General features: G+C 39.6%; 14 protein-coding genes and 1 tRNA gene. 9 read left to right on the plus strand and 6 right to left on the minus strand.

Annotation, left to right across the window (positions count from 1 at the left end; genetic code table 11):
- Positions 1–8: 8 nt before the first annotated feature.
- Positions 9–84: transfer RNA gene (locus tag ACOB80_RS05365), tRNA-Glu, on the plus strand.
- A 249-nt stretch (positions 85–333) separates the two neighbouring features.
- On the opposite strand, the gene ACOB80_RS05370 is transcribed toward ACOB80_RS05365, so the two are convergent.
- From ACOB80_RS05370 to ACOB80_RS05380, 3 genes are read right to left on the minus strand one after another with little or no spacing between them, the layout of a single operon-like run.
- Positions 334–1,731 carry an alkaline phosphatase gene (locus tag ACOB80_RS05370; RefSeq protein ID WP_473164794.1) on the minus strand — a complete coding sequence of 466 codons (1,398 nt, stop codon included), beginning with the start codon at positions 1,729–1,731 and terminating at the stop codon, positions 334–336.
- 33 nt (positions 1,732–1,764) lie between these two features.
- Complete coding sequence (locus tag ACOB80_RS05375) at positions 1,765–2,946, minus strand: endonuclease/exonuclease/phosphatase family protein (protein ID WP_473164795.1); 1,182 nt, start codon at positions 2,944–2,946, stop codon at positions 1,765–1,767.
- Positions 2,947–3,576: a TetR family transcriptional regulator C-terminal domain-containing protein gene (locus ACOB80_RS05380; protein WP_473164796.1), complete on the minus strand. Its 630-nt coding sequence runs from the start codon at positions 3,574–3,576 to the stop codon at positions 2,947–2,949. It lies immediately after the preceding gene.
- 627 nt (positions 3,577–4,203) lie between these two features.
- On the opposite strand from ACOB80_RS05380, the gene ACOB80_RS05385 reads away from it, so the two are divergent.
- The 6 genes from ACOB80_RS05385 to ACOB80_RS05410 all read left to right on the plus strand — a co-directional run bounded on the left by ACOB80_RS05385 (position 4,204) and on the right by ACOB80_RS05410 (position 12,096).
- The gene (locus ACOB80_RS05385) at positions 4,204–7,410 is read left to right on the plus strand and encodes a TonB-dependent receptor (RefSeq protein ID WP_473164797.1); all 3,207 of its coding nucleotides are present in this window, start codon (positions 4,204–4,206) and stop codon (positions 7,408–7,410) included.
- Between the two features lie 111 nt (positions 7,411–7,521).
- A complete protein-coding gene (locus ACOB80_RS05390; RefSeq protein ID WP_473164798.1) occupies positions 7,522–7,929 on the plus strand; it encodes a cytidine deaminase in 408 nt (135 codons plus the stop codon).
- A gap of 12 nt (positions 7,930–7,941) precedes the next feature.
- Positions 7,942–9,255 carry a thymidine phosphorylase gene (locus ACOB80_RS05395; RefSeq protein WP_473164799.1) on the plus strand — a complete coding sequence of 438 codons (1,314 nt, stop codon included), beginning with the start codon at positions 7,942–7,944 and terminating at the stop codon, positions 9,253–9,255.
- Between the two features lie 174 nt (positions 9,256–9,429).
- Entirely contained in the window at positions 9,430–10,143 is a 714-nt protein-coding gene (locus tag ACOB80_RS05400; RefSeq protein WP_473164800.1) for a winged helix-turn-helix domain-containing protein, read from the plus strand.
- 63 nt (positions 10,144–10,206) lie between these two features.
- Entirely contained in the window at positions 10,207–11,493 is a 1,287-nt protein-coding gene (locus ACOB80_RS05405; RefSeq protein WP_473164801.1) for an ATP-binding protein, read from the plus strand.
- 84 nt (positions 11,494–11,577) lie between these two features.
- Positions 11,578–12,096: a VC2046/SO_2500 family protein gene (locus ACOB80_RS05410; protein WP_473164802.1), complete on the plus strand. Its 519-nt coding sequence runs from the start codon at positions 11,578–11,580 to the stop codon at positions 12,094–12,096.
- Positions 12,097–12,124: 28 nt separating this feature from the next.
- On the opposite strand, the gene yfbR is transcribed toward ACOB80_RS05410, so the two are convergent.
- Both yfbR and ACOB80_RS05420 read right to left on the minus strand, forming a co-directional pair.
- On the minus strand, positions 12,125–12,742 hold the full coding sequence (gene yfbR / locus ACOB80_RS05415) for a 5'-deoxynucleotidase (protein ID WP_473164803.1): 618 nt from the start codon (positions 12,740–12,742) through the stop codon (positions 12,125–12,127).
- Between the two features lie 54 nt (positions 12,743–12,796).
- Complete coding sequence (locus ACOB80_RS05420; protein WP_473164804.1) at positions 12,797–14,023, minus strand: pyridoxal phosphate-dependent aminotransferase; 1,227 nt, start codon at positions 14,021–14,023, stop codon at positions 12,797–12,799.
- Between the two features lie 139 nt (positions 14,024–14,162).
- On the opposite strand from ACOB80_RS05420, the gene ACOB80_RS05425 reads away from it, so the two are divergent.
- Positions 14,163–14,756, plus strand: coding sequence for a hypothetical protein (locus ACOB80_RS05425; protein WP_473164805.1), 594 nt, complete (start codon positions 14,163–14,165; stop codon positions 14,754–14,756).
- A 34-nt stretch (positions 14,757–14,790) separates the two neighbouring features.
- On the opposite strand, the gene ACOB80_RS05430 is transcribed toward ACOB80_RS05425, so the two are convergent.
- A complete protein-coding gene (locus ACOB80_RS05430) occupies positions 14,791–16,272 on the minus strand; it encodes a hybrid sensor histidine kinase/response regulator (protein ID WP_473164806.1) in 1,482 nt (493 codons plus the stop codon).
- Between the two features lie 182 nt (positions 16,273–16,454).
- On the opposite strand from ACOB80_RS05430, the gene ACOB80_RS05435 reads away from it, so the two are divergent.
- Positions 16,455–17,996 (plus strand): glutamate synthase-related protein, encoded by a 1,542-nt coding sequence (locus ACOB80_RS05435; protein ID WP_473164807.1) that lies wholly within the window; start codon positions 16,455–16,457, stop codon positions 17,994–17,996.
- The last annotated feature ends 30 nt before the right edge of the window (positions 17,997–18,026 follow it).

Here is an 18,026-nt window from a genome sequence, read left to right on the forward strand (position 1 = left end):
GTTTTAGTGTCCCTATCGTCTAGAGGCCTAGGACACCGCCCTTTCACGGCGGTAACAGGGGTTCGAATCCCCTTAGGGATGCCACTTTTAAAAAGCCAGCTTATGCTGGCTTTTTTCTTTTCTGACTTTCAATAATCATTCGCAATAACATACTTAAAAGATAGCTACTGCTTTGGGTGTATACATTAATTTCCTCAATTCCCTTGTCTGCTAGCAGTCGGATTTATCTGAAACTAGATATAAAAAAAGCCCTAGCATTGTTGCTAAGGCTTTATGTACTAACTATTAATTTAACTATTTAATTAAATTAGTATATCTCCGACAAGCGATAAGTTACTTGGCGGCTTTTTCATCTAGTAAGTTAAAGATTTTCTTAGCGATATCGGTGTTATCTAGATGGCCTGAAAAATCAGTACTTCGTGATCCTATCGCATAAACAGGAACATCTACTGCCGTATGTCCACTTGTAGTCCATCCTGTGTTAGTTAGCCTATCGATAACTTTATTTATGGCTTTGCCAATCTGCATTGCAGGCTTAGGTTGACGAACTTTTTGTTTCTCTTCGTTACTAAGCGTTTGATATTTTTCTAAGCTATCCAGTGCCTTTTGTTTAGCATCCTGAACTAAAATAACCATATCTTCGGAAATGTCACTATTAGCTAGATTGGCAGATAGTGATTCTTTTGTCACATCATTGCTGATGAAGTACTCGGCGAGCTTATTATTTGATTGGGTTAGCTTAGTTAATAGCTCTGGCTGCCAGATATACTCTCCATTTGCTGCGATTGTAAAACCACCTGTGCTGTGATCCGCTGTAAGGATAACTTGAGTGTCAGGGTTGTTCTTTACGTAATTCGATAAATACTCAAAGGTAGCAGCTAGATCTTTCATCTCTGCCATTGCTGAGTTTATGTCGTTACTATGAGCTGCCCAGTCAACTTGACTTGCTTCAACTAATAAGAAAAATCCAGCTTCGTTTTCTAATTGTGGTAAAGCCGCTTTTGTCATAGTTAAAAGCCTGATTGGATCTTTATCATCAATTGCTGCAGGCAAGCCAACGTCGTCAAATAAGCCCAATACTTTGCTTTGAGGAGAGATTTTTTCTAAGTCTTCGTAGCTATCTACATAAGTGAATCCTGCGCTTTTAAACTCGCCGACAATATTTCTATCTTCTCTTATAAAGTATTGCCAACCACCGCCCAATAATACGTCAACGTTAATACCATTATCTATGTAGCTGTTAGCGATTTGATCATAGTTTCGTCTGCTTTCATTGTGAGTAATATACGAGGCAGGGGTCGCATGATTTACTTGTGACGTTACAACAACGCCCGTCTTCATACCCATAGACTTTGCACGGTGCAGAACTGTTTCTACTGGCTTTTTGTTAGCATCAACACCAATAGCACCGTTATATGACTTAATGCCTGACGCCAGGGCTGTTGCACTAGCTGCTGAATCCGTTACATAGCCAGACACTGCGTCAGGAAATGTACTGCTTTGTCCAACTAAATAGCTATCAAAGATAGAAGCTTCAACTTCTGGTGTATTTTTATCATCTGCATAGTATCTGTATGCAGTGGTAAAAGCTGGGCCCATGCCGTCAGCAACTATCATTATGACGTTGTTTACAGGCTGAGACGGGGTTACATTTAATTCGGTATGTTCTTCGGTAGTTTTACAAGCTATAAGAGAGCTAGCAATCAGTAAAGATAATAGTGTTTTTTTCATGATTATTACGCTTATTGAACGTTACTTTGTAAATTATTTAGAGGGCTTTAAAACGATATCCACCCACACTAACCTGTGATCTGAAGAAGCTTGACGTGACGAAATAAGCCTAAAGTCAGCGTCAGCTTTTTCTGGCCAAAATACACCACTGTTTTTAACCTCAATGCCGTGAGTTGATGGCACGACATAGTCTGCTCTCATTCGCCAATAAGCCGTGTGATATGGAGCGTTCGGGTTAGTTTGTGTATGATACTTTGCCCCTTTACTTTGAGGCATAGGGTCATTTGTTAGCGGGCTTTCAAGTAAGGCCTTTATACTCGTGTTAATAGCATCACCTTCAGTAGCGGACGCGTTTAAATCGCCAAGAAAAACGAAGGAGCTACCGTTTTGAATTCCACCTTTGTTACCATTGTCATCGTATATATAAGCACCTTTATCTGGTGTTATATAATCTACCCAAAAACGAATTTCATCATGGTTACGCTTGCCATTTCTGTCTTCAGGCCCGTCAAAAACTGGCGGAGTAGGGTGGCTTGCTAATACGTGTATTGTTTCATTACCAACCTGTACAGGTATGTCCCAGTGAGACTTTGACGATAACTTAATAGTTGACCAATTATCGTCGCCATACCAGCTATCGCCTTTTTCATTTTTAGGTTGCAAAGCTCCTGGCATATCTGCCCATTTAAATTGCTGAAAGGTTCTTATAGAGTTAGTATCAATTGGATACTTTGATAAAAGCACCATAGAGAAATGACCAGGAAAGTGACCAAAACCATGAGTGTCAGCTGGGCGAGTAATTTTTCCATCTTTGTTGCTGTCAAAATTTAGCAAAACACCCGTATTAACGGGGGCTAAATAAACGTATGGGAAATTTATTGGTGCTTGTTGATTTTGACTAACTGAAAGATAGTGTTTTTGAAAGAGCTTTACAGAATCAACATCGGAGTTGTTGGCATTATCAAATTCATTCAGCAAAATAATATCGGGTGATACTTTTTGAATGATTTCAGCAATATTTTTAATCTGTGGCTGCTGATTTAATAGCGCAGATTTTAACTCTGAGCCATTAATAGCATGACGGCTATCTTTAGCAGTGTAGTTTAACGCTTCCATACTAACGTTAAATGTTGCGATTCTAATTGATTCTGTCGCCATAACTTGAGTGCTTAGTAATAGTGCCGACCATGTTACTGATTGCTTAATAAGGGCCATTTACTCGATATCCAAGCCTTTTAAAACCATTGCTGTTAAGAAAGACGTAACCTGTTTTACATCTTCTTCTTCATAGTCTGCTTGATTCATAATCGTTAAAATTTGAGTTTCGAAGTCAGCATAATGTTGTGTTGTTGACCAAATTAAAAAGATAAGTTTGATCGGGTCTACATCTCGCATCCTGCCTTCATCAATCCATTTTTGGAAAATCTTAGCTTTTTCTCTAACCCATTGCCTAAGGTAAGTGCGAGCAAATTCTTTAAGGTGTTGCGCACCTTGAATAATCTCCATAGCATATATTTTAGAGGCTTTTGGGTGTTTAAAAGACATTTGAACTTTAGCAGCTATAAACTTTTCGATTGCCAATTTGGGTCCGTCTTCATAAGAAATATCGCCTATGCCTTCGTCCCACATGTTTAGCGTTTTTTCTAATACAGCGTGATAAATATTTTCTTTATTCTTGAAGTAGTATAAAACGTTAGCTTTAGGTAAGCCTGCTAAGTCAGCAATTGACTGAACGGTGGCACCTTTATACCCATGAGTTATAAATTCATCTTGGGCAGCAACTAGAATTTTTTCCTGACTTTGCTGACGAATCTTACCTTGTTTTTTTTCTTGATTGTTGTCCATACAGCTTTCTCTATGGTGGATCTTTGCAGAAGATTAAATCATTGACTAATGTTAGGGGGTAAACCCTATCAGAGATGGCTATTATCTTGCAATTATATTAAAGAATTATTAAATAAAAATTCAATTTTAATGATGTTTATATTAATAAATGGGGCGCAAGTGGTCTTTTGAGCTATTTATGGTCTATAAAAGTATGTTGTATAAAATTTAAGTCGATGAGGGTTTTTTAGTTGTTCATGTGGAATAACTATAATATTAAATTATTATCAGTATAAATGCGGTTTATAGAGGTGGGTTTTTAATAGTTGACCGTATGGATATGTTTATTTGGTGTTGTCATTATATCTCTTATTACTTTTTATTATGTAAAATGTGAACGAAATTTTTATTTTGTATTTATTTTGTTATCCTCTTGTATTGTAAGGGTTTGTTGTTGTTTTGTTAGTTGTTTTTGGTGATTTTTGACTATTTGTTAAACTTGTAAAAATGACAGCTTTGCAATAGTGTAATAAAATCGTAAAAAAAGTCTGGTCTAATTTCTAGGATTTTTACTTTAACCAAACGGGCAGGAAAATTAATTTTGCTCGCTAATAAAATAATAACTTAGCACCAAGGGAAAATAACAAGATGAAAACTCATCGCCTCTCTCGTATATCAAGTGCGTTAGTGTTTGCACTTGGCTTGTCAACGTCAGCGCTGGCAAATACAACCACCTCGGCTATTAAAGGGCAAATTACCGGCCCTGACGGAAAATCAGCTGCTGGTACGCAAATTACTATCCTTCACACGCCATCAGGAACAGTTAAAACTGTGACTGTTAACAATGCAGGTGTTTTTACTGCACAAGGCCTTCGTGTTGGTGGTCCTTATAAAGTCACTATTGATTCTGATCAATATCAAGATCAAGTCATAACAGATGTATTCATCAAATTAGGTGAGCCGTTCAACCTTAATCTTGCGCTTGAACAAGACAATATCGAAACAATTGAAGTTACAGGTCGTCAAATTACGGCTGCAGAGCTAGGCTCAACAAGTCCTGCTACTAACTTTAATATTGCTGATTTAGAATTTGCTGCTTCAGCAGATCGTGATATCAAAGACGTGGTTCGTATTGACCCGCGAATTAATATCGAAGAGAGTGATAACGAAGAAGCCATTATTTGTGGTGGTAGTAACCCAAGATACAGTAGCTTAACTGTTGATGGCGTTCGCATGAACGACAGCTTTGGTTTGAACTTTAACGGTTACCCAACAACTCGTATGCCGTTTTCATTTAGCTCGTTAAACCAAATTACTGTAGAGATTGCACCATTTGACGTGCAATACGGTGGTTTCACGGGTTGTAACATTAACGGTGTTACTAAGTCTGGTACGAACAAATTAAAAGGTAGTGTCTTCTACGATTACACGAGCGATTCATTGCGCGGTGACGAGATCGAAGGCGAGAAGGTTGATACGGGTGATTACACTGAAAAGCGTTACGGATTCGATGTAGGCTTCCCATTAATTCAAGATAAATTATTCTTCTACGGTGCGTATGAGAAGTTAGAAGGTGCGCAGATTTTCCAATACGATGCACTTGGCAACCAAATTACTCAAGCTGAATTAGACCGTGTTATTCAAATCGCGCAAGACGTTTATGGTTACGACGCCGGTGGTACACCAGCTTCAATGCCAGTTGAAGATGAAAAAGTACTACTTAAGCTAGATTGGAACATCAATGAAGATCATCGTGCAACTTTAGTGTACAACTACAATGACGGCTTTAAGCTTGATCAATCAGATGAGCGTAATAACACAGTTACTTTATCAAACCACTTTTACGAAGTAGGCGCTAAGTTAAACTCAATCGTTGGCTCTTTATACTCTGATTGGAATGATGACTTCTCAACTGAAATTAGAATTGGAAAAACAAGTTTAGACAACCGCCAGAATTCAATCGACGCAGACAGTGGCTTTGGTGAAGTTCAAATTGATCACAATGGCGCAACAATTTTCTTAGGCCCAGACGACTCTCGTCAAGCTAATGAAATGTACTGGGATAATACTACACTTAAACTTTCTGGTACTTATTATTTAGAAAACCACAAAATTACTGGTGGTTACGAATACGAGAACTTAGAAGTTTATAACCTGTTTATGCAGCATGCTATTGGTGAATATCGTTTTGGTGGTGATAGAAGAAGAAACAACCCAGAAGACGGTACTACAGGTATCGATGACTTTGAAGCTGGTATTGCTGATGACGTTTATTACAACAACTCTGCGGTAACTAATGACCCACGTGATGTAGCTCGAATATTTGAATATCAAACGCACTCTGCTTATGTTCAAGATGAATATATTTTTGACGATGTCGATTTAACTATCGTCGTTGGTGCGCGTTATGATTGGTATACAAGTTCTGACAAGCCAATGCATAATGAATTATTTGAATCTCGTTATGGTTACAGCAACCAAGCAACTTTCGACGGTAAAGGAGTATTCCAACCGCGCTTTGGTTTTAATTGGTCGCTTGCTGAAAACATGGAACTTCGTGGTGGTATCGGTAAATACTCTGGTGGTAATCCGAATGTTTGGTTATCTAACTCATACTCTAATGATGGTATAACTAATATTGATACATACCGCGGTGATGTAAACTTACTTAACCCAGACGGTACGCCAATTGATGGCTTATTTGTTGGTGGTGGTTTACCAATCTACTCGCCTTTACAGTCGATGTATGATGAAGTTGCAGAAAATGATCCTTCACTTGGTAATGAGCCTTCAGTAAATGCTGTGCATCCTGATTTTGAAATTTCAACTGAATGGAAATATAACTTAGGTTTTACGTACATCACTGAAGACGATTACGTATTCCAAGCAGATATTTTACATTCTCGTAAGCAAGATGCGCCAATTATCATCGCTGAAAACTGGGATGCCGATAGCCGTGAGGTACTTTTTGATGGCCGTGCATCTTATGATTACGTGCAAGTCGGCGAGCGCGATGATGGTCGTCCAATTTACCGTAGTTTCCGTAAGAGTGATTTAGTGCTAACGAATGCTAAAGAAGATGGCAAATCAACAACTATTTCTTTCGCTGTTAAGAAAGAATATGACTTTGGTTTAGACATGCAATTTGGTTATGCATACAATAAGTCTGAAGATGTATCGCCAATGACAAGTGCAATTTCATATTCAAACTTTACTAGCTTTGCAACAACTGATGCTTTAAACCCTGGCTTAGCAACGTCTAACTATGAAACTCCTCATAGATTTACATTGAACTTGCGTTATAGCCACCAGTTTGTTGATGGTTACGATACTGCGTTTACACTATTTGCTTCTCGTACAGAAGGCCGCCCAATGTCTTACTCATTTGATGAGTTCTCTGTTGGTGCAACTGAGTATGAAAGCCGCCGTCAGTTGCTATATATTCCATTAGAAAATGACCCTAATGTGACTTATGCAGACAACTTTAACCACGATGAATTCAACGCTTTCATTGAGAAAATGGGCTTTGAGCGCGGTAAAGTCACTGAGCGTAATTCAAGAAATGCATCTTGGCATACACGTGTAGATTTACGTGTTGATCAGGAGTTACCTGGTTTTAATGATGAACATAGAGCGCGAGCTTACTTTGTCATCAAAAACTTCGGTAATATGCTGAACGATGATTGGGGTGTTAAGAAAATCGGTAACTTCACTGCACAAAACGTAGTGCAAGCTGAAATTAACGACGATGGTACTTATCACTACAGTGAGTTCTTCTCTGCTAACGCAGAAGAAACCACTTACATCACTCAGTCTCTATGGGAAATTAGATTAGGTCTTAAATACGACTTCTAATTAACTAAGATTGAGATAAAAAGCCAATAGTAAAACTATTGGCTTTTTTTATTCCTATTGTTTAATATAAAACATAACCAAATGGTCAAGAAAATGTTTTGGAATTAAAATATGACGGAAAACAAGCACTTTAAAAAACTCGTTCCTCTGGCTAAAAGCGCTTTCGATAATGCTTATGCACCATATAGTCGCTTTCATGTAGGCGCAGCCTTGGTGACTAAAAAAGGTGAGTTCTATAAGGGCTGTAATGTGGAAAATGCTTCATACGGATTAACTGTGTGTGCAGAGCGCAATTGTATTTCTGCAGCAGTTGTTGACGGTGCAAAGGACGTTGAATGTCTTGTAGTTTACACCGAGCAGGAGCAACTAACACCTCCTTGTGGTGCTTGTCGTCAGGTTATTGCTGAGTTTTTGTCAGAAGAAGGTCAAGTGATCTCAGTTAACCACCTTAACCAATCAATAGCCTGGAACCTTGAACAATTACTGCCAGCCGCTTTTACTCCAAAAATGCTCAAGTAGTAGGGACAACATATGTATTTACCCCAAGAATTAATTCGTATCAAACGCGATAATGGCACATTAACATCAGAGCAAATTTCTTGTTTTGTTGATGGACTAACAAATAAAAACTTCAACGATGCTCAAGTTGGCGCAATGGCTATGGCTATCTGGCTAAATGGCATGACAGTCACCGAAACAGTAGAACTAACCAAACACATGATGAATTCTGGTCACGTATTAAGCTGGCCTGGAATTGACGCGCCAGTTGTTGATAAGCACTCTACGGGTGGGGTAGGTGACAAAGTTAGCTTTATGCTAGCAGCTATAGTCGCATGCTGTGGTGTTTATATTCCGATGATCTCTGGCCGTGGTTTAGGCCACACTGGTGGTACGTCGGACAAACTAGAAAGTATTGCCAATGTTGATATTCAACCCAGTGTTGAAAACTTTCAAAAAATGGTAAAACGAGACCACGCCGCTATTATTACTCAAACGAGTGATTTAGCGCCTGCTGATAAACGTTTATATAGTATTAGAGATATTAGTGCGACGGTAGAGTCTATTCCACTGATCACTGCCTCTATTTTATCTAAAAAGCTTGCTTCAGGTTTAGATGCTCTGACAATGGACGTTAAAGTTGGCAACGGTGCAATGATGCAAGATCTTGAATCGGCGAAAAAGCTAGCGCAATCCATCGTTAATGTAGCCAATGGGGCAGGTGTTAAAACACAAGCCATCATTACTGATATGAACCAAGTGCTGGGACATAGTGCCGGTAATGCATTGGAAATGATTGAGACAATAGACTACCTAACAGGAAAATATCAAGACCCACGATTACACCAAGTGACGGTTGAGTTGGCCGTGTCTATGCTTATCACATCTGGTGCTTATCAAGACAAATATTTAGCGGAGCAAAAAGTTAATCAAGTATTGACTTCTGGACAAGCTGCGGAGAAATTTGCACAAATGATTTCAGCACTTGGTGGTGCGAAAGACTTCATGGAAAATCCATGGGCGTCTATGAATAAAGCAAACGTGGTTCAAGATATATGCGCCGAAAAAGATGGTTATATCGGTGAAGTCAACACACGCCAAATCGGAATGGCTGTTGTTGCACTTAAAGGTGGACGCACTTTTAATGGACAGCAAATCGATCACAGTGTTGGTTTTGATAATGTTTTAGCTAAAGGTAGTAAAGTGAGCAAAGGCGACGTAATTGCAAGAGTTCATGCTGATAACTTAGATTCAGCTGAACAAGCTAAAACTCAATTTTTGGCTGCTATCGCAGTACAAGATTCACCAGTTCAAGTTGAACCTTGTATTCATACTATCGTTGATTAATACAGAAATTGGCTCAAAAAGAGCCATTTCTCTTCTTGATTGTAACTTTGTGTAATTTCAGCGTAACACTCTGTTAAGGCAGTAATAAAAGGTGTTGTTTATTGCCCTGTCTTTGACTAGTCTAGTCACATGTAATCAATTTGTTACTGTCTTTAGACAGATTCAGGAGTGACAATGTCAGAGCGCAATTCATCGGTTAAGAAAATTCTTCTTGTAGAAGATGATCGACAACTATCTAATCTTATATGCGACTTTCTAGAAGCTGAAGGGTTTCACGTCAAGCAAGAGTTTAGAGGTGATACAGTTAATAAACGCATAGAAGTATTTACCCCTGACCTTATCATCCTTGACATCATGCTTCCTGGTAAAGACGGTTTTGCAGTATGTAAGGAAATTCGTCCTACTTTCAACGGACCAATTCTAATGTTAACAGCAAAAGGCACAGACTTTGATCAGGTGCTTGGCTTGGAAATTGGTGCGGATGATTACGTTATTAAGCCCGTTGAGCCTCGTGTTTTATTAGCTAGAGTCAATGCGCTGCTTCGTCGCGGTCAACTGCCAAATGAAGGTAGCGAACTAGCAGAGCTTAATTTCGGTAACTTATTAGTTCGTCGCGGTTCGAGACAAGTCATTTTAGACGATGTGAATATTGAATTGACCAGTCAAGAGTTTGATTTATTGTGGCTATTGGCCAGTAAAGCAGGTGAAGTTCAGAATCGTGATTATATCTATAAAGCTGTAGTAGGGCGCGAGTACGACGGTATGGACCGTAGTGTTGATGTTAGAATCTCGCGTTTACGTAAAAAGTTACACGACAGCACTGAAACTCCTTTTAGAATCAAAACTATTTGGGGTCAAGGTTACCTATTCGTACCAGACGCTTGGTAAACTAAGTAAATAGAGCCCTAGGGCTCTTTTTTTTCAGCTTATTCTTCTTTGTGTGTATTGGTTATGAAACTTACTCGTTCCTTTTTTAGCATTTATCTCATTATTATCTTTACCTTTATCGGTTTCACCTATTTGCTAGATGAAGCCTGGCGTTATTACTTGAAGCAAGATATTGAATCTTACACTGGCTATAAAGTGATGCTGCACGCGGTAGGTGACTATCTAGAAAACCACCCTGAAGATGATTGGCAACATATTTTGTCAGAAGCTTCGAAAAAGTATCAGTTGCCTTTAGGTATGATGAACTACGGTGATATGCGCGATCATTTTGCCAGATCAGATAGAAAGTCGTTAAAAAAGGGGAATACTTTTGTTGCTTATAATGACGATGATGTTCAGCTATACCACTTGTTATCTGATAAAAAAACACTGTTAACATTAGGTCCTGCGAAAATGCCGACCCGCCCTAGAATGGAAGCATTAATGAGAATGGGGATTCTTGCGGCTTTAGGCTTGCTTATTTTGTGCTGGTTGTGGCCGATGTCGAAAGACTTAGACCAATTGCGCAAAGCGACTCAAGTACTTGGAAAAGGTGACTTCGATGTAAAAGTGCCTAAAGCTAGATCTGTCATGATGGGAACTATGGTAAAAGCGTTTAACATGATGGCGGCAAGAGTTAAGCGCCTAATTGATGCCCATAAAGAGTTAACGAATGCCGTTGCCCATGAACTTCGTACGCCTTTAGCCAGATCAAAATTTGCCCTTCAAATGTTAGAGTCGGTGGATGAGACAAAACAAGCTCGATATCGCCAACAAATCGCTGGTGATATATACCAACTAGAAGAGCTAATTAACGAGATGCTGCTTTACGCTTCATTTGATAGTGACAAGCCTACACTAGATTTAAAAGAAACTGACATGGAAACGTTAGTGTCTGAGCAAGTAGGACTAATGTCTCATTATCAAGGTGAAATTACCGTTGATAACCAGCTAAACGATAATTTAATTGCTTGTGATCGTCACTTTATTGCTAGAGCCCTAACAAACTTTATGACCAATGCCCAAAAATACGGTAATGATAGAATCCATATCACGTTATCGGCCGACACCGATTATTGCCAAATTTCTGTTGAAGACAACGGTGACGGGATTTGTGATGAGCTACAACCAATATTATTTGACGCATTTTCTCGTGGCGATGTCAGTCGAAATAAGGAAACAGGTGGCTTTGGCTTAGGCTTAGCTATTGTCAGTCGAATTATGGAATGGCACGAAGGAGAAGCCAGTGCGGGCGAAAGTCAATTTGGCGGAGCAAAATTTACCATTCGTTGGCCGAATAATTTGTCATAACCTCAAAAATTGATAATTTTTCTCTAAAGAATAAAGTTTTACGGACGATAACAAAGTATTCCCACTAATTTGTAGAACGTTTTGTTGTCGTCAATTTCTGAATTACAACCGTTAGTAGAAGAAGCTCAACTCGGCTCACGCTTGAATGAAGATGTGCATTCAGGTCAAAGAGCAGACTTCGCTTTACTATTATCGATGTTAAACGATGATGTGCGGGCTCATAGTCAATTCACGCTGCCTGCTGTTGACATTGAAAACCCTACCACAGACGACATTAAGCTAAGAAAACAATTTAACCTTCCACAAAGTGAGCCTCTTGCTATTTCTTCGCTAGACGATATTGCAGACTTTGAGCAGTCTGCCTTAGTTGCTTCGGGTGAGTTGAGCCAAATGCATTTGGAAAACTGTTTAAATAGAAAGGCACTATCTTTTCGAAATGATGCAAAACATGTTCAAAGCAGTGTTATCGAAAATACGAGCTTGCACTGTCAATTAAAACACCGCAACCTCACTTCAGAGCAGCCACAAAGAAAAGCGTTTGATGCTAAAGGCTTTGTGAACGCCATTCAGCAATCTTTAGTCAGCGCACCGCTCATTGCATAACAACATGTATCAAAAGCCATTTAAAAGATTAGTCAGGTTTAGCCAGTTTATCGACAGTTGAAGAGCAAGCTTCTAAAAAGGTATTAATAAAGTAATCCACTTCAGGCATTTCACTACAAAGTGTGTTGATTTTTTTTGCCAGCCTTTCTTCTACATGATCAAATTCATGGTTATTGTGGTTAAGTTCATCTTTAGCTTTCAAGTAGGCTACCAAGATATCGGCAGCTTTAACGATTTTACGATATACAAGGTCGACATTATCTTGAACGATAATATCTTCAAAAATGTCGTGAAATTGAGCAGGGAGAGAGCGTAAACACTCTTGTTCTGCATGTGCCTCTATCTTTTTAAATTCACGAGCAATTTCGGGGTTAGCATATTTAGTAGGCGCGACAATATCACCATAACGTGTTTCACTAGCTTCGTGATACAAAGCTATAGTCGCCACTCTATCTGCATTGAGATCGCCAGCAAATTTTTTGTTTTTAATAACAGCGAGTAAATGCGCAACAATAGCCACTTGATGAGAGTGCTCTGCAACATTCTCGGGCTTAACACAATACATTAACGCCCATCGCTTGATTAACGGCATACGAAACATCCAAGCTAAGAAAGTACTTTGTGTTGTGTCTAGTGGCTTTGTCATATCTCGTCCTTTCACTTGAAAATAGCTTATGGTTTTGAACTATAAGAATTACCTTTATTCTTCTGTATACTGCGTATAGGTGTCAAAAAAGTGCTTTAGTCGCTCTAATGCAGGTACAAGCTCATCTTCATGAGGCAAGAACACCAGCCTAAAATAATTCTTTTCAGAAATGTTAAACCCGCTACCGTGAACTAACAGTATTTTCTCTTGCTTAAGAAGATCGAGAACCATTTTTTCATCATCGACCAAGTTAAACTTATCAGCATCTACTTTTACAAATAAATACAGGGCACCCATTGCTGGGTTGCAAGACAAACCGTCAATATCGTTTATCATCCGGTAAGCAATATTGCGTTGTTTTAACAGCCTGCCATTTTCCGAAATCAGTTCATTAATACTTTGGTAACCACCCAGTGCAGTTTGAATGGCATGCTGCACAGGTACGTTGGCACAAAGGCGCATGGAAGCAAGAATGTTAAGCCCTTCGAGGAAGTCTTCCGCATGAAGTTTAGGTCCGCTTAGCACCATCCAACCAGCTCTAAAACCGGCAATTCTATAGTTTTTAGATAATCCACCCATTGTGATAATTAACACGTCGTCGGCCAGACTTGCAGTCGGGATGTGGGTTGCACCGTCATACAAAATTTTGTCGTAAATTTCGTCGCTAAAGATAATTAGCTGATGCTTGCGCGCTAGTTCGATAATCCCTTCAAGTAACTCTTTAGAGTACACTGCGCCTGTCGGGTTATTCGGGTTAATCAACACGATGGCTTTGGTCTTTTCCGTAATCTTACTTTCCATATCTTTAAGATCAGGAAACCACTGGTTTGCTTCGTCACAACGGTAATGAATAGGTTCGCCACCTGATAAGGCAACAGCAGCTGTCCACAATGGGTAATCAGGTGCAGGAATAAGGACCTGATCTTCGTTATCAAGTAACCCTTGCATTGCCATCACGATGAGTTCGCTAACACCATTACCAATAAAAATGTCTTCGACGTTGACGTTGCGAATACCGTTCTGCTGAAAATACTGCATGACGGCGACGCGCGCAGAGTATATACCTTTAGAGTCACAGTACCCTTGAGCAGTGGGTAGGTTATGAATCACGTCTTTTAAAATATCGTCAGGTGCTTCAAAGCCAAATGGGGCAGGGTTGCCGACATTAAGTTTTAGAATTTTATGGCCTTCTTCTTCCAGGCGTTTAGCTTCCGCAGCGATTTGCCCACGAATTTCATAACATACATTGTTGAGTTTTGATGACTTCTTTACAGCTTTCATAATAAGGGATACAGCGAACTTGACTTATCCCTATTGTTGCCAAAAAATTGGGTTATTGAAACAGTTACTTGCACTTTTTTTATAGCAAAACTATAGATTAAAGTTAATCTGGTTATCAAAACATCTAATGGAGCTTAATATGCCGTTACCTATAGTGTGGTTAGGTGCTGCAGCAGTATCTGCATTTGCTGCGAAAGAACTGGCTGAACATGATCGCAAAAAGCAACAAGCTAAGCGCGAATCCTTCACGCGCGTTCAAACCTTGGCAGATTTAAGAGAGCATGAATCACCAATCGCAATTTACCCATCAGATATTATGGATACTGAGTTTAGTGTAGCGCCACGAGTCGGAGCATTAGTGTGTTGTGGCATAGGTGGCATACTCGACCATACGGGAATATGGGTAGATGACAACACCATTATTGAGTTAGACGGTGAAGGGTTAATCAAACCTATTTCTCCTAGGCGCTTTACCCAAGAAAGAACAGGTAAACAGATTTTCATTGCTTGTGACTCTACAGGACAACCGATATGTTGCCAGGAGGCAGCAGAAAGAGCGGTTGCGCAAATATACCAATATCGCGATTATCACCTTATTGACAATAATTGTCATAACTTCATCTGGCAATGTTACCAGCCAAACGACGAAACAATCACAACCTTTAAATCGCTAAATATAAACTTAGCTAAGATGTTTAATAGACAAATTTATTGGGATCTATGTGATTGCTAATCGATAGTTGACGAACGATTTATTCTCAATAATTTCAGTTTTCGCTGTTTAAAGGCAATTTAATAAAAAATGTCGTCGCACTCTCTTTCATTGTGTCGAACCAAATAGCGCCACCTTGTGCTTCCACCATTAATTTGGCTGAATAAGTGCCAAGTCCTGTCCCTTGCTTCTTATTGCCAGTCGCATATTTGTCAAATAAGGTATCGCGTAACTCTAATGGAATAGTGCCTTCGTTTTGACAACGTATAATAACACTGTCGTTTTCGATAATTTTCGACAATTGAACCTTGCTGTTATTGGGCGCTGCCTCAACGGCATTTTTGAAAATATTGCTAAATATCGATAAGCAAAACAAAGGCTCAACTGAGACTTCAATACCTGAAAAATCATCGACGACGACGGATATGTTTTTGTTTTTGGTTTCTATTTCGATGGTATTGCATGCTTGACTAATTAAAGGCGAAAGAGAAACTGCTTGTGGGGTGAACTGATAAGTTCCTTGCTCAATTTTGAAAATTTCAAGGGACAAATTTACCATACCGATAAGGCTTTTAACGGTTGTCTTAATGGATTTAGCGAGTTCAACGTCATCAATTTTTTCAGACTGAAATAAAATACTTGCTAAAGGGCCTTTTAAATCGTGTTGAGTTATTTTTTCTATTTCTTCTTTCAATCTAGCGGTTTCTTCAAGTTGAATGACTTGCGCCGCTAATTGTTGCTGGCTTTTATGCAGTGCAACATGGGCTTTTACTCTAGCTCTCAGTAATTCACCTTGAATTGGTTTCGTCACATAGTCTACCGCTCCTAACTTGAACCCCAAAGTCATGTCTTCGACTTCAATTTTTGCACTTTGAAAAATTATGGGGATATCTTTAAATCTGGTCTCTTGCTTAATTTGCTGGCACAACTGATAGCCATCTGTCTCTGGCATCATAATATCTGACAGGATTAAGTCGATATCTTGGCCTCGCTTTTCAAGAATGTTCATTGCCAACTTAGCATTGGTGGCAGCGAGAATATGGTAGTCGTGATGCAAAAGACCTTTAATAATGTCGATATTGCTGGGTTCATCGTCAACAACGAGTATAGTTGCCTTTTCACTGATCCGATGTTGAACGCTTACAGGCGTTGATTGTTCCGCTTCTGAAACTGCAAACCTATCTGATTTTGTTAGTGTAAATAAGCTTTTGAGCAACTTCTCTTTCGAAAAAGGGCGACTTAATACCTGAAAGTTCACTGCTAAATTTGGAATGGTTAATTGTGTATTATCGTTGGGTTGAATAAAGACGAAATTGACCGACGAATCTTGAAACAGGTTAACTAATTGCTCAATAGAATTGTTATTAAAATCGGTGGAACAGATGACGAGGTTTGGCGCAAAAAATTCAACCAACTCTATCGCATCGTCAACTGCTTCAACAATCGCTATATCTTGCGCTGGAACGCCAGTATTTAGCAGTATTTTTGATATACCATCTCTAACGAGCTTAATCGGTTCAACAATGAGTGCTTTCATTCGTTTTGACAATTCTAGAGTTATTTTTCTTTTGTTGTTAACACAGTATGTTGATTTTAAGCAATAAAACAACTGCTTTAATACATCAATTTGCTATTCATTATCATTTTTTTAAAAAGCAAAATTTACGACTACGCTTTATACAGTGAAAAGAGTTTTCTGTTTTTGTAATGGAGATGGTCATGACAAAGCCAATTGTTGCTGATATTAAACCGTTTAAAGCTGTTTTAGCCAAAGGTGAAGAGAAGTACTTTTGTACGTGCGGCCGGTCAAAGAATCAACCTTATTGTGACGGTTCTCATGCCGGTACCACATTCAAGCCTAAAGCATTTAAAGCAGAAAAAGACGGCGATGTTTATTTATGCCAGTGCAAACACAGTGCAAACCTTCCTTATTGCGATGGAAGTCATAAACAATTTGATCAAACTTCTATTGGTAAAGAAGGGCCTGGTATTAGGGTAAATAAAGATAAAATGCCCTCTGCAATTGCGACTAAGGAAGAGCCGACCGTTGCTTTCATTCATCAATTAGCGCGCGAAGGACTATCAAACTTAGGTCATCATGGCCCTATGACGTCTATGGGCGTTCCTCGACATCTGTTGCCTCACTGGGATGACATCCAAATTATGGTTGCTCAAATGGCTACCAAACCATTGATGGAAGACATGCCTGTTGAAACGGGGGCTGTCATTGGCCCATTAGCCAAAAAACCGCTGCATTTAAAAATACCTTTGTTTGTTTCTGATATGAGCTTTGGTGCCTTATCTGAAGAAGCAAAAACGTCGTTGGCTAAAGGGGCGGAACTTGCGGGGACTGGTATTTGTTCTGGTGAAGGGGGAATGCTAGTAGAAGAGCAGCAGGCCAATTCTCGTTATTTCTATGAACTGGCAAGCGCCCAATTTGGTTATGACGAAGAAAAATTGAAGCAGGTTCAAGCATTCCACTTCAAAGGTGGACAGGGCGCCAAAACTGGTACTGGCGGCCATTTACCCGGAGCGAAAAATATTGGCAAAATATCACAAGTTCGTGGAATCGAAGAGGGCACAGATGCGGTCTCGCCTCCAACTTTTAAAGACTTAAACACATCGCAAGACTTTAAAGCCTTTGCAGATCGTGTTCGTGAAATTACTGGGGGCATTCCAGTAGGGTTTAAGCTTAGTGCGAACCATATTGAAGAGGATATTCAGTTTGCTTTAGATGCCAGCGCTGACTACATCATATTAGATGGTCGAGGCGGTGGTACAGGTGCAGCGCCAGAAATGTTTCGTGACCACATTAGCGTACCAACCATTCCTGCGCTTGCTAGGGCAAGAAGGTATCTTGATAAAGCAGGCGCTAGTGGTAAGGTCACGTTAATTATTACGGGTGGTTTACGTGTGCCGATAGATTTTGTTAAAGCGCTTGCCTTAGGGGCTGATGCTGTAGCTGTGTCAAACTCGGCGATGCAGGCCATTGGCTGTGTTGCCGCTCGAATGTGCAACACCAATAATTGTCCAGCAGGAATTGCGACTCAAAAGGCCGATCTTCGTCAACGGTTAAATGTCGATAAATCAGCTTCGCAACTTTATAACTTTTTTACTGCTTCAACAGAGCTTATGCAAGTGATGGCTAGAGCATGTGGTCATGACAGCTTGAACAAATTTAATATAAACGATCTGGCGACTTGGCACAGAGAGTTAGCTCATTTGTCTGGCGTGAAATATTCTGGGTTTACAACGGATTAAGATTTTTATTGGCGAATCAGTGTGCGTGAG

The organism is Thalassotalea coralli, from assembly GCF_055786205.1.

Excerpts from the sequence above, each read along its gene's own strand:
- ACOB80_RS05430 (WP_473164806.1), bottom strand. The coding sequence starts at position 16,272 with ATGAAAGCACTCATTGTTGAACCGATTAAGCTCGTTAGAGATGGTATA.
- ACOB80_RS05380 (WP_473164796.1), bottom strand. The coding sequence starts at position 3,576 with ATGGACAACAATCAAGAAAAAAAACAAGGTAAGATTCGTCAGCAAAGT.
- ACOB80_RS05435 (WP_473164807.1), top strand. The coding sequence starts at position 16,455 with ATGACAAAGCCAATTGTTGCTGATATTAAACCGTTTAAAGCTGTTTTA.
- ACOB80_RS05385 (WP_473164797.1), top strand. The coding sequence starts at position 4,204 with ATGAAAACTCATCGCCTCTCTCGTATATCAAGTGCGTTAGTGTTTGCA.
- yfbR (WP_473164803.1), bottom strand. The coding sequence starts at position 12,742 with ATGACAAAGCCACTAGACACAACACAAAGTACTTTCTTAGCTTGGATG.
- ACOB80_RS05420 (WP_473164804.1), bottom strand. The coding sequence starts at position 14,023 with ATGAAAGCTGTAAAGAAGTCATCAAAACTCAACAATGTATGTTATGAA.
- ACOB80_RS05405 (WP_473164801.1), top strand. The coding sequence starts at position 10,207 with ATGAAACTTACTCGTTCCTTTTTTAGCATTTATCTCATTATTATCTTT.
- ACOB80_RS05395 (WP_473164799.1), top strand. The coding sequence starts at position 7,942 with ATGTATTTACCCCAAGAATTAATTCGTATCAAACGCGATAATGGCACA.
- ACOB80_RS05370 (WP_473164794.1), bottom strand. The coding sequence starts at position 1,731 with ATGAAAAAAACACTATTATCTTTACTGATTGCTAGCTCTCTTATAGCT.
- ACOB80_RS05400 (WP_473164800.1), top strand. The coding sequence starts at position 9,430 with ATGTCAGAGCGCAATTCATCGGTTAAGAAAATTCTTCTTGTAGAAGAT.
- ACOB80_RS05390 (WP_473164798.1), top strand. The coding sequence starts at position 7,522 with ATGACGGAAAACAAGCACTTTAAAAAACTCGTTCCTCTGGCTAAAAGC.
- ACOB80_RS05375 (WP_473164795.1), bottom strand. The coding sequence starts at position 2,946 with ATGGCCCTTATTAAGCAATCAGTAACATGGTCGGCACTATTACTAAGC.
- ACOB80_RS05425 (WP_473164805.1), top strand. The coding sequence starts at position 14,163 with ATGCCGTTACCTATAGTGTGGTTAGGTGCTGCAGCAGTATCTGCATTT.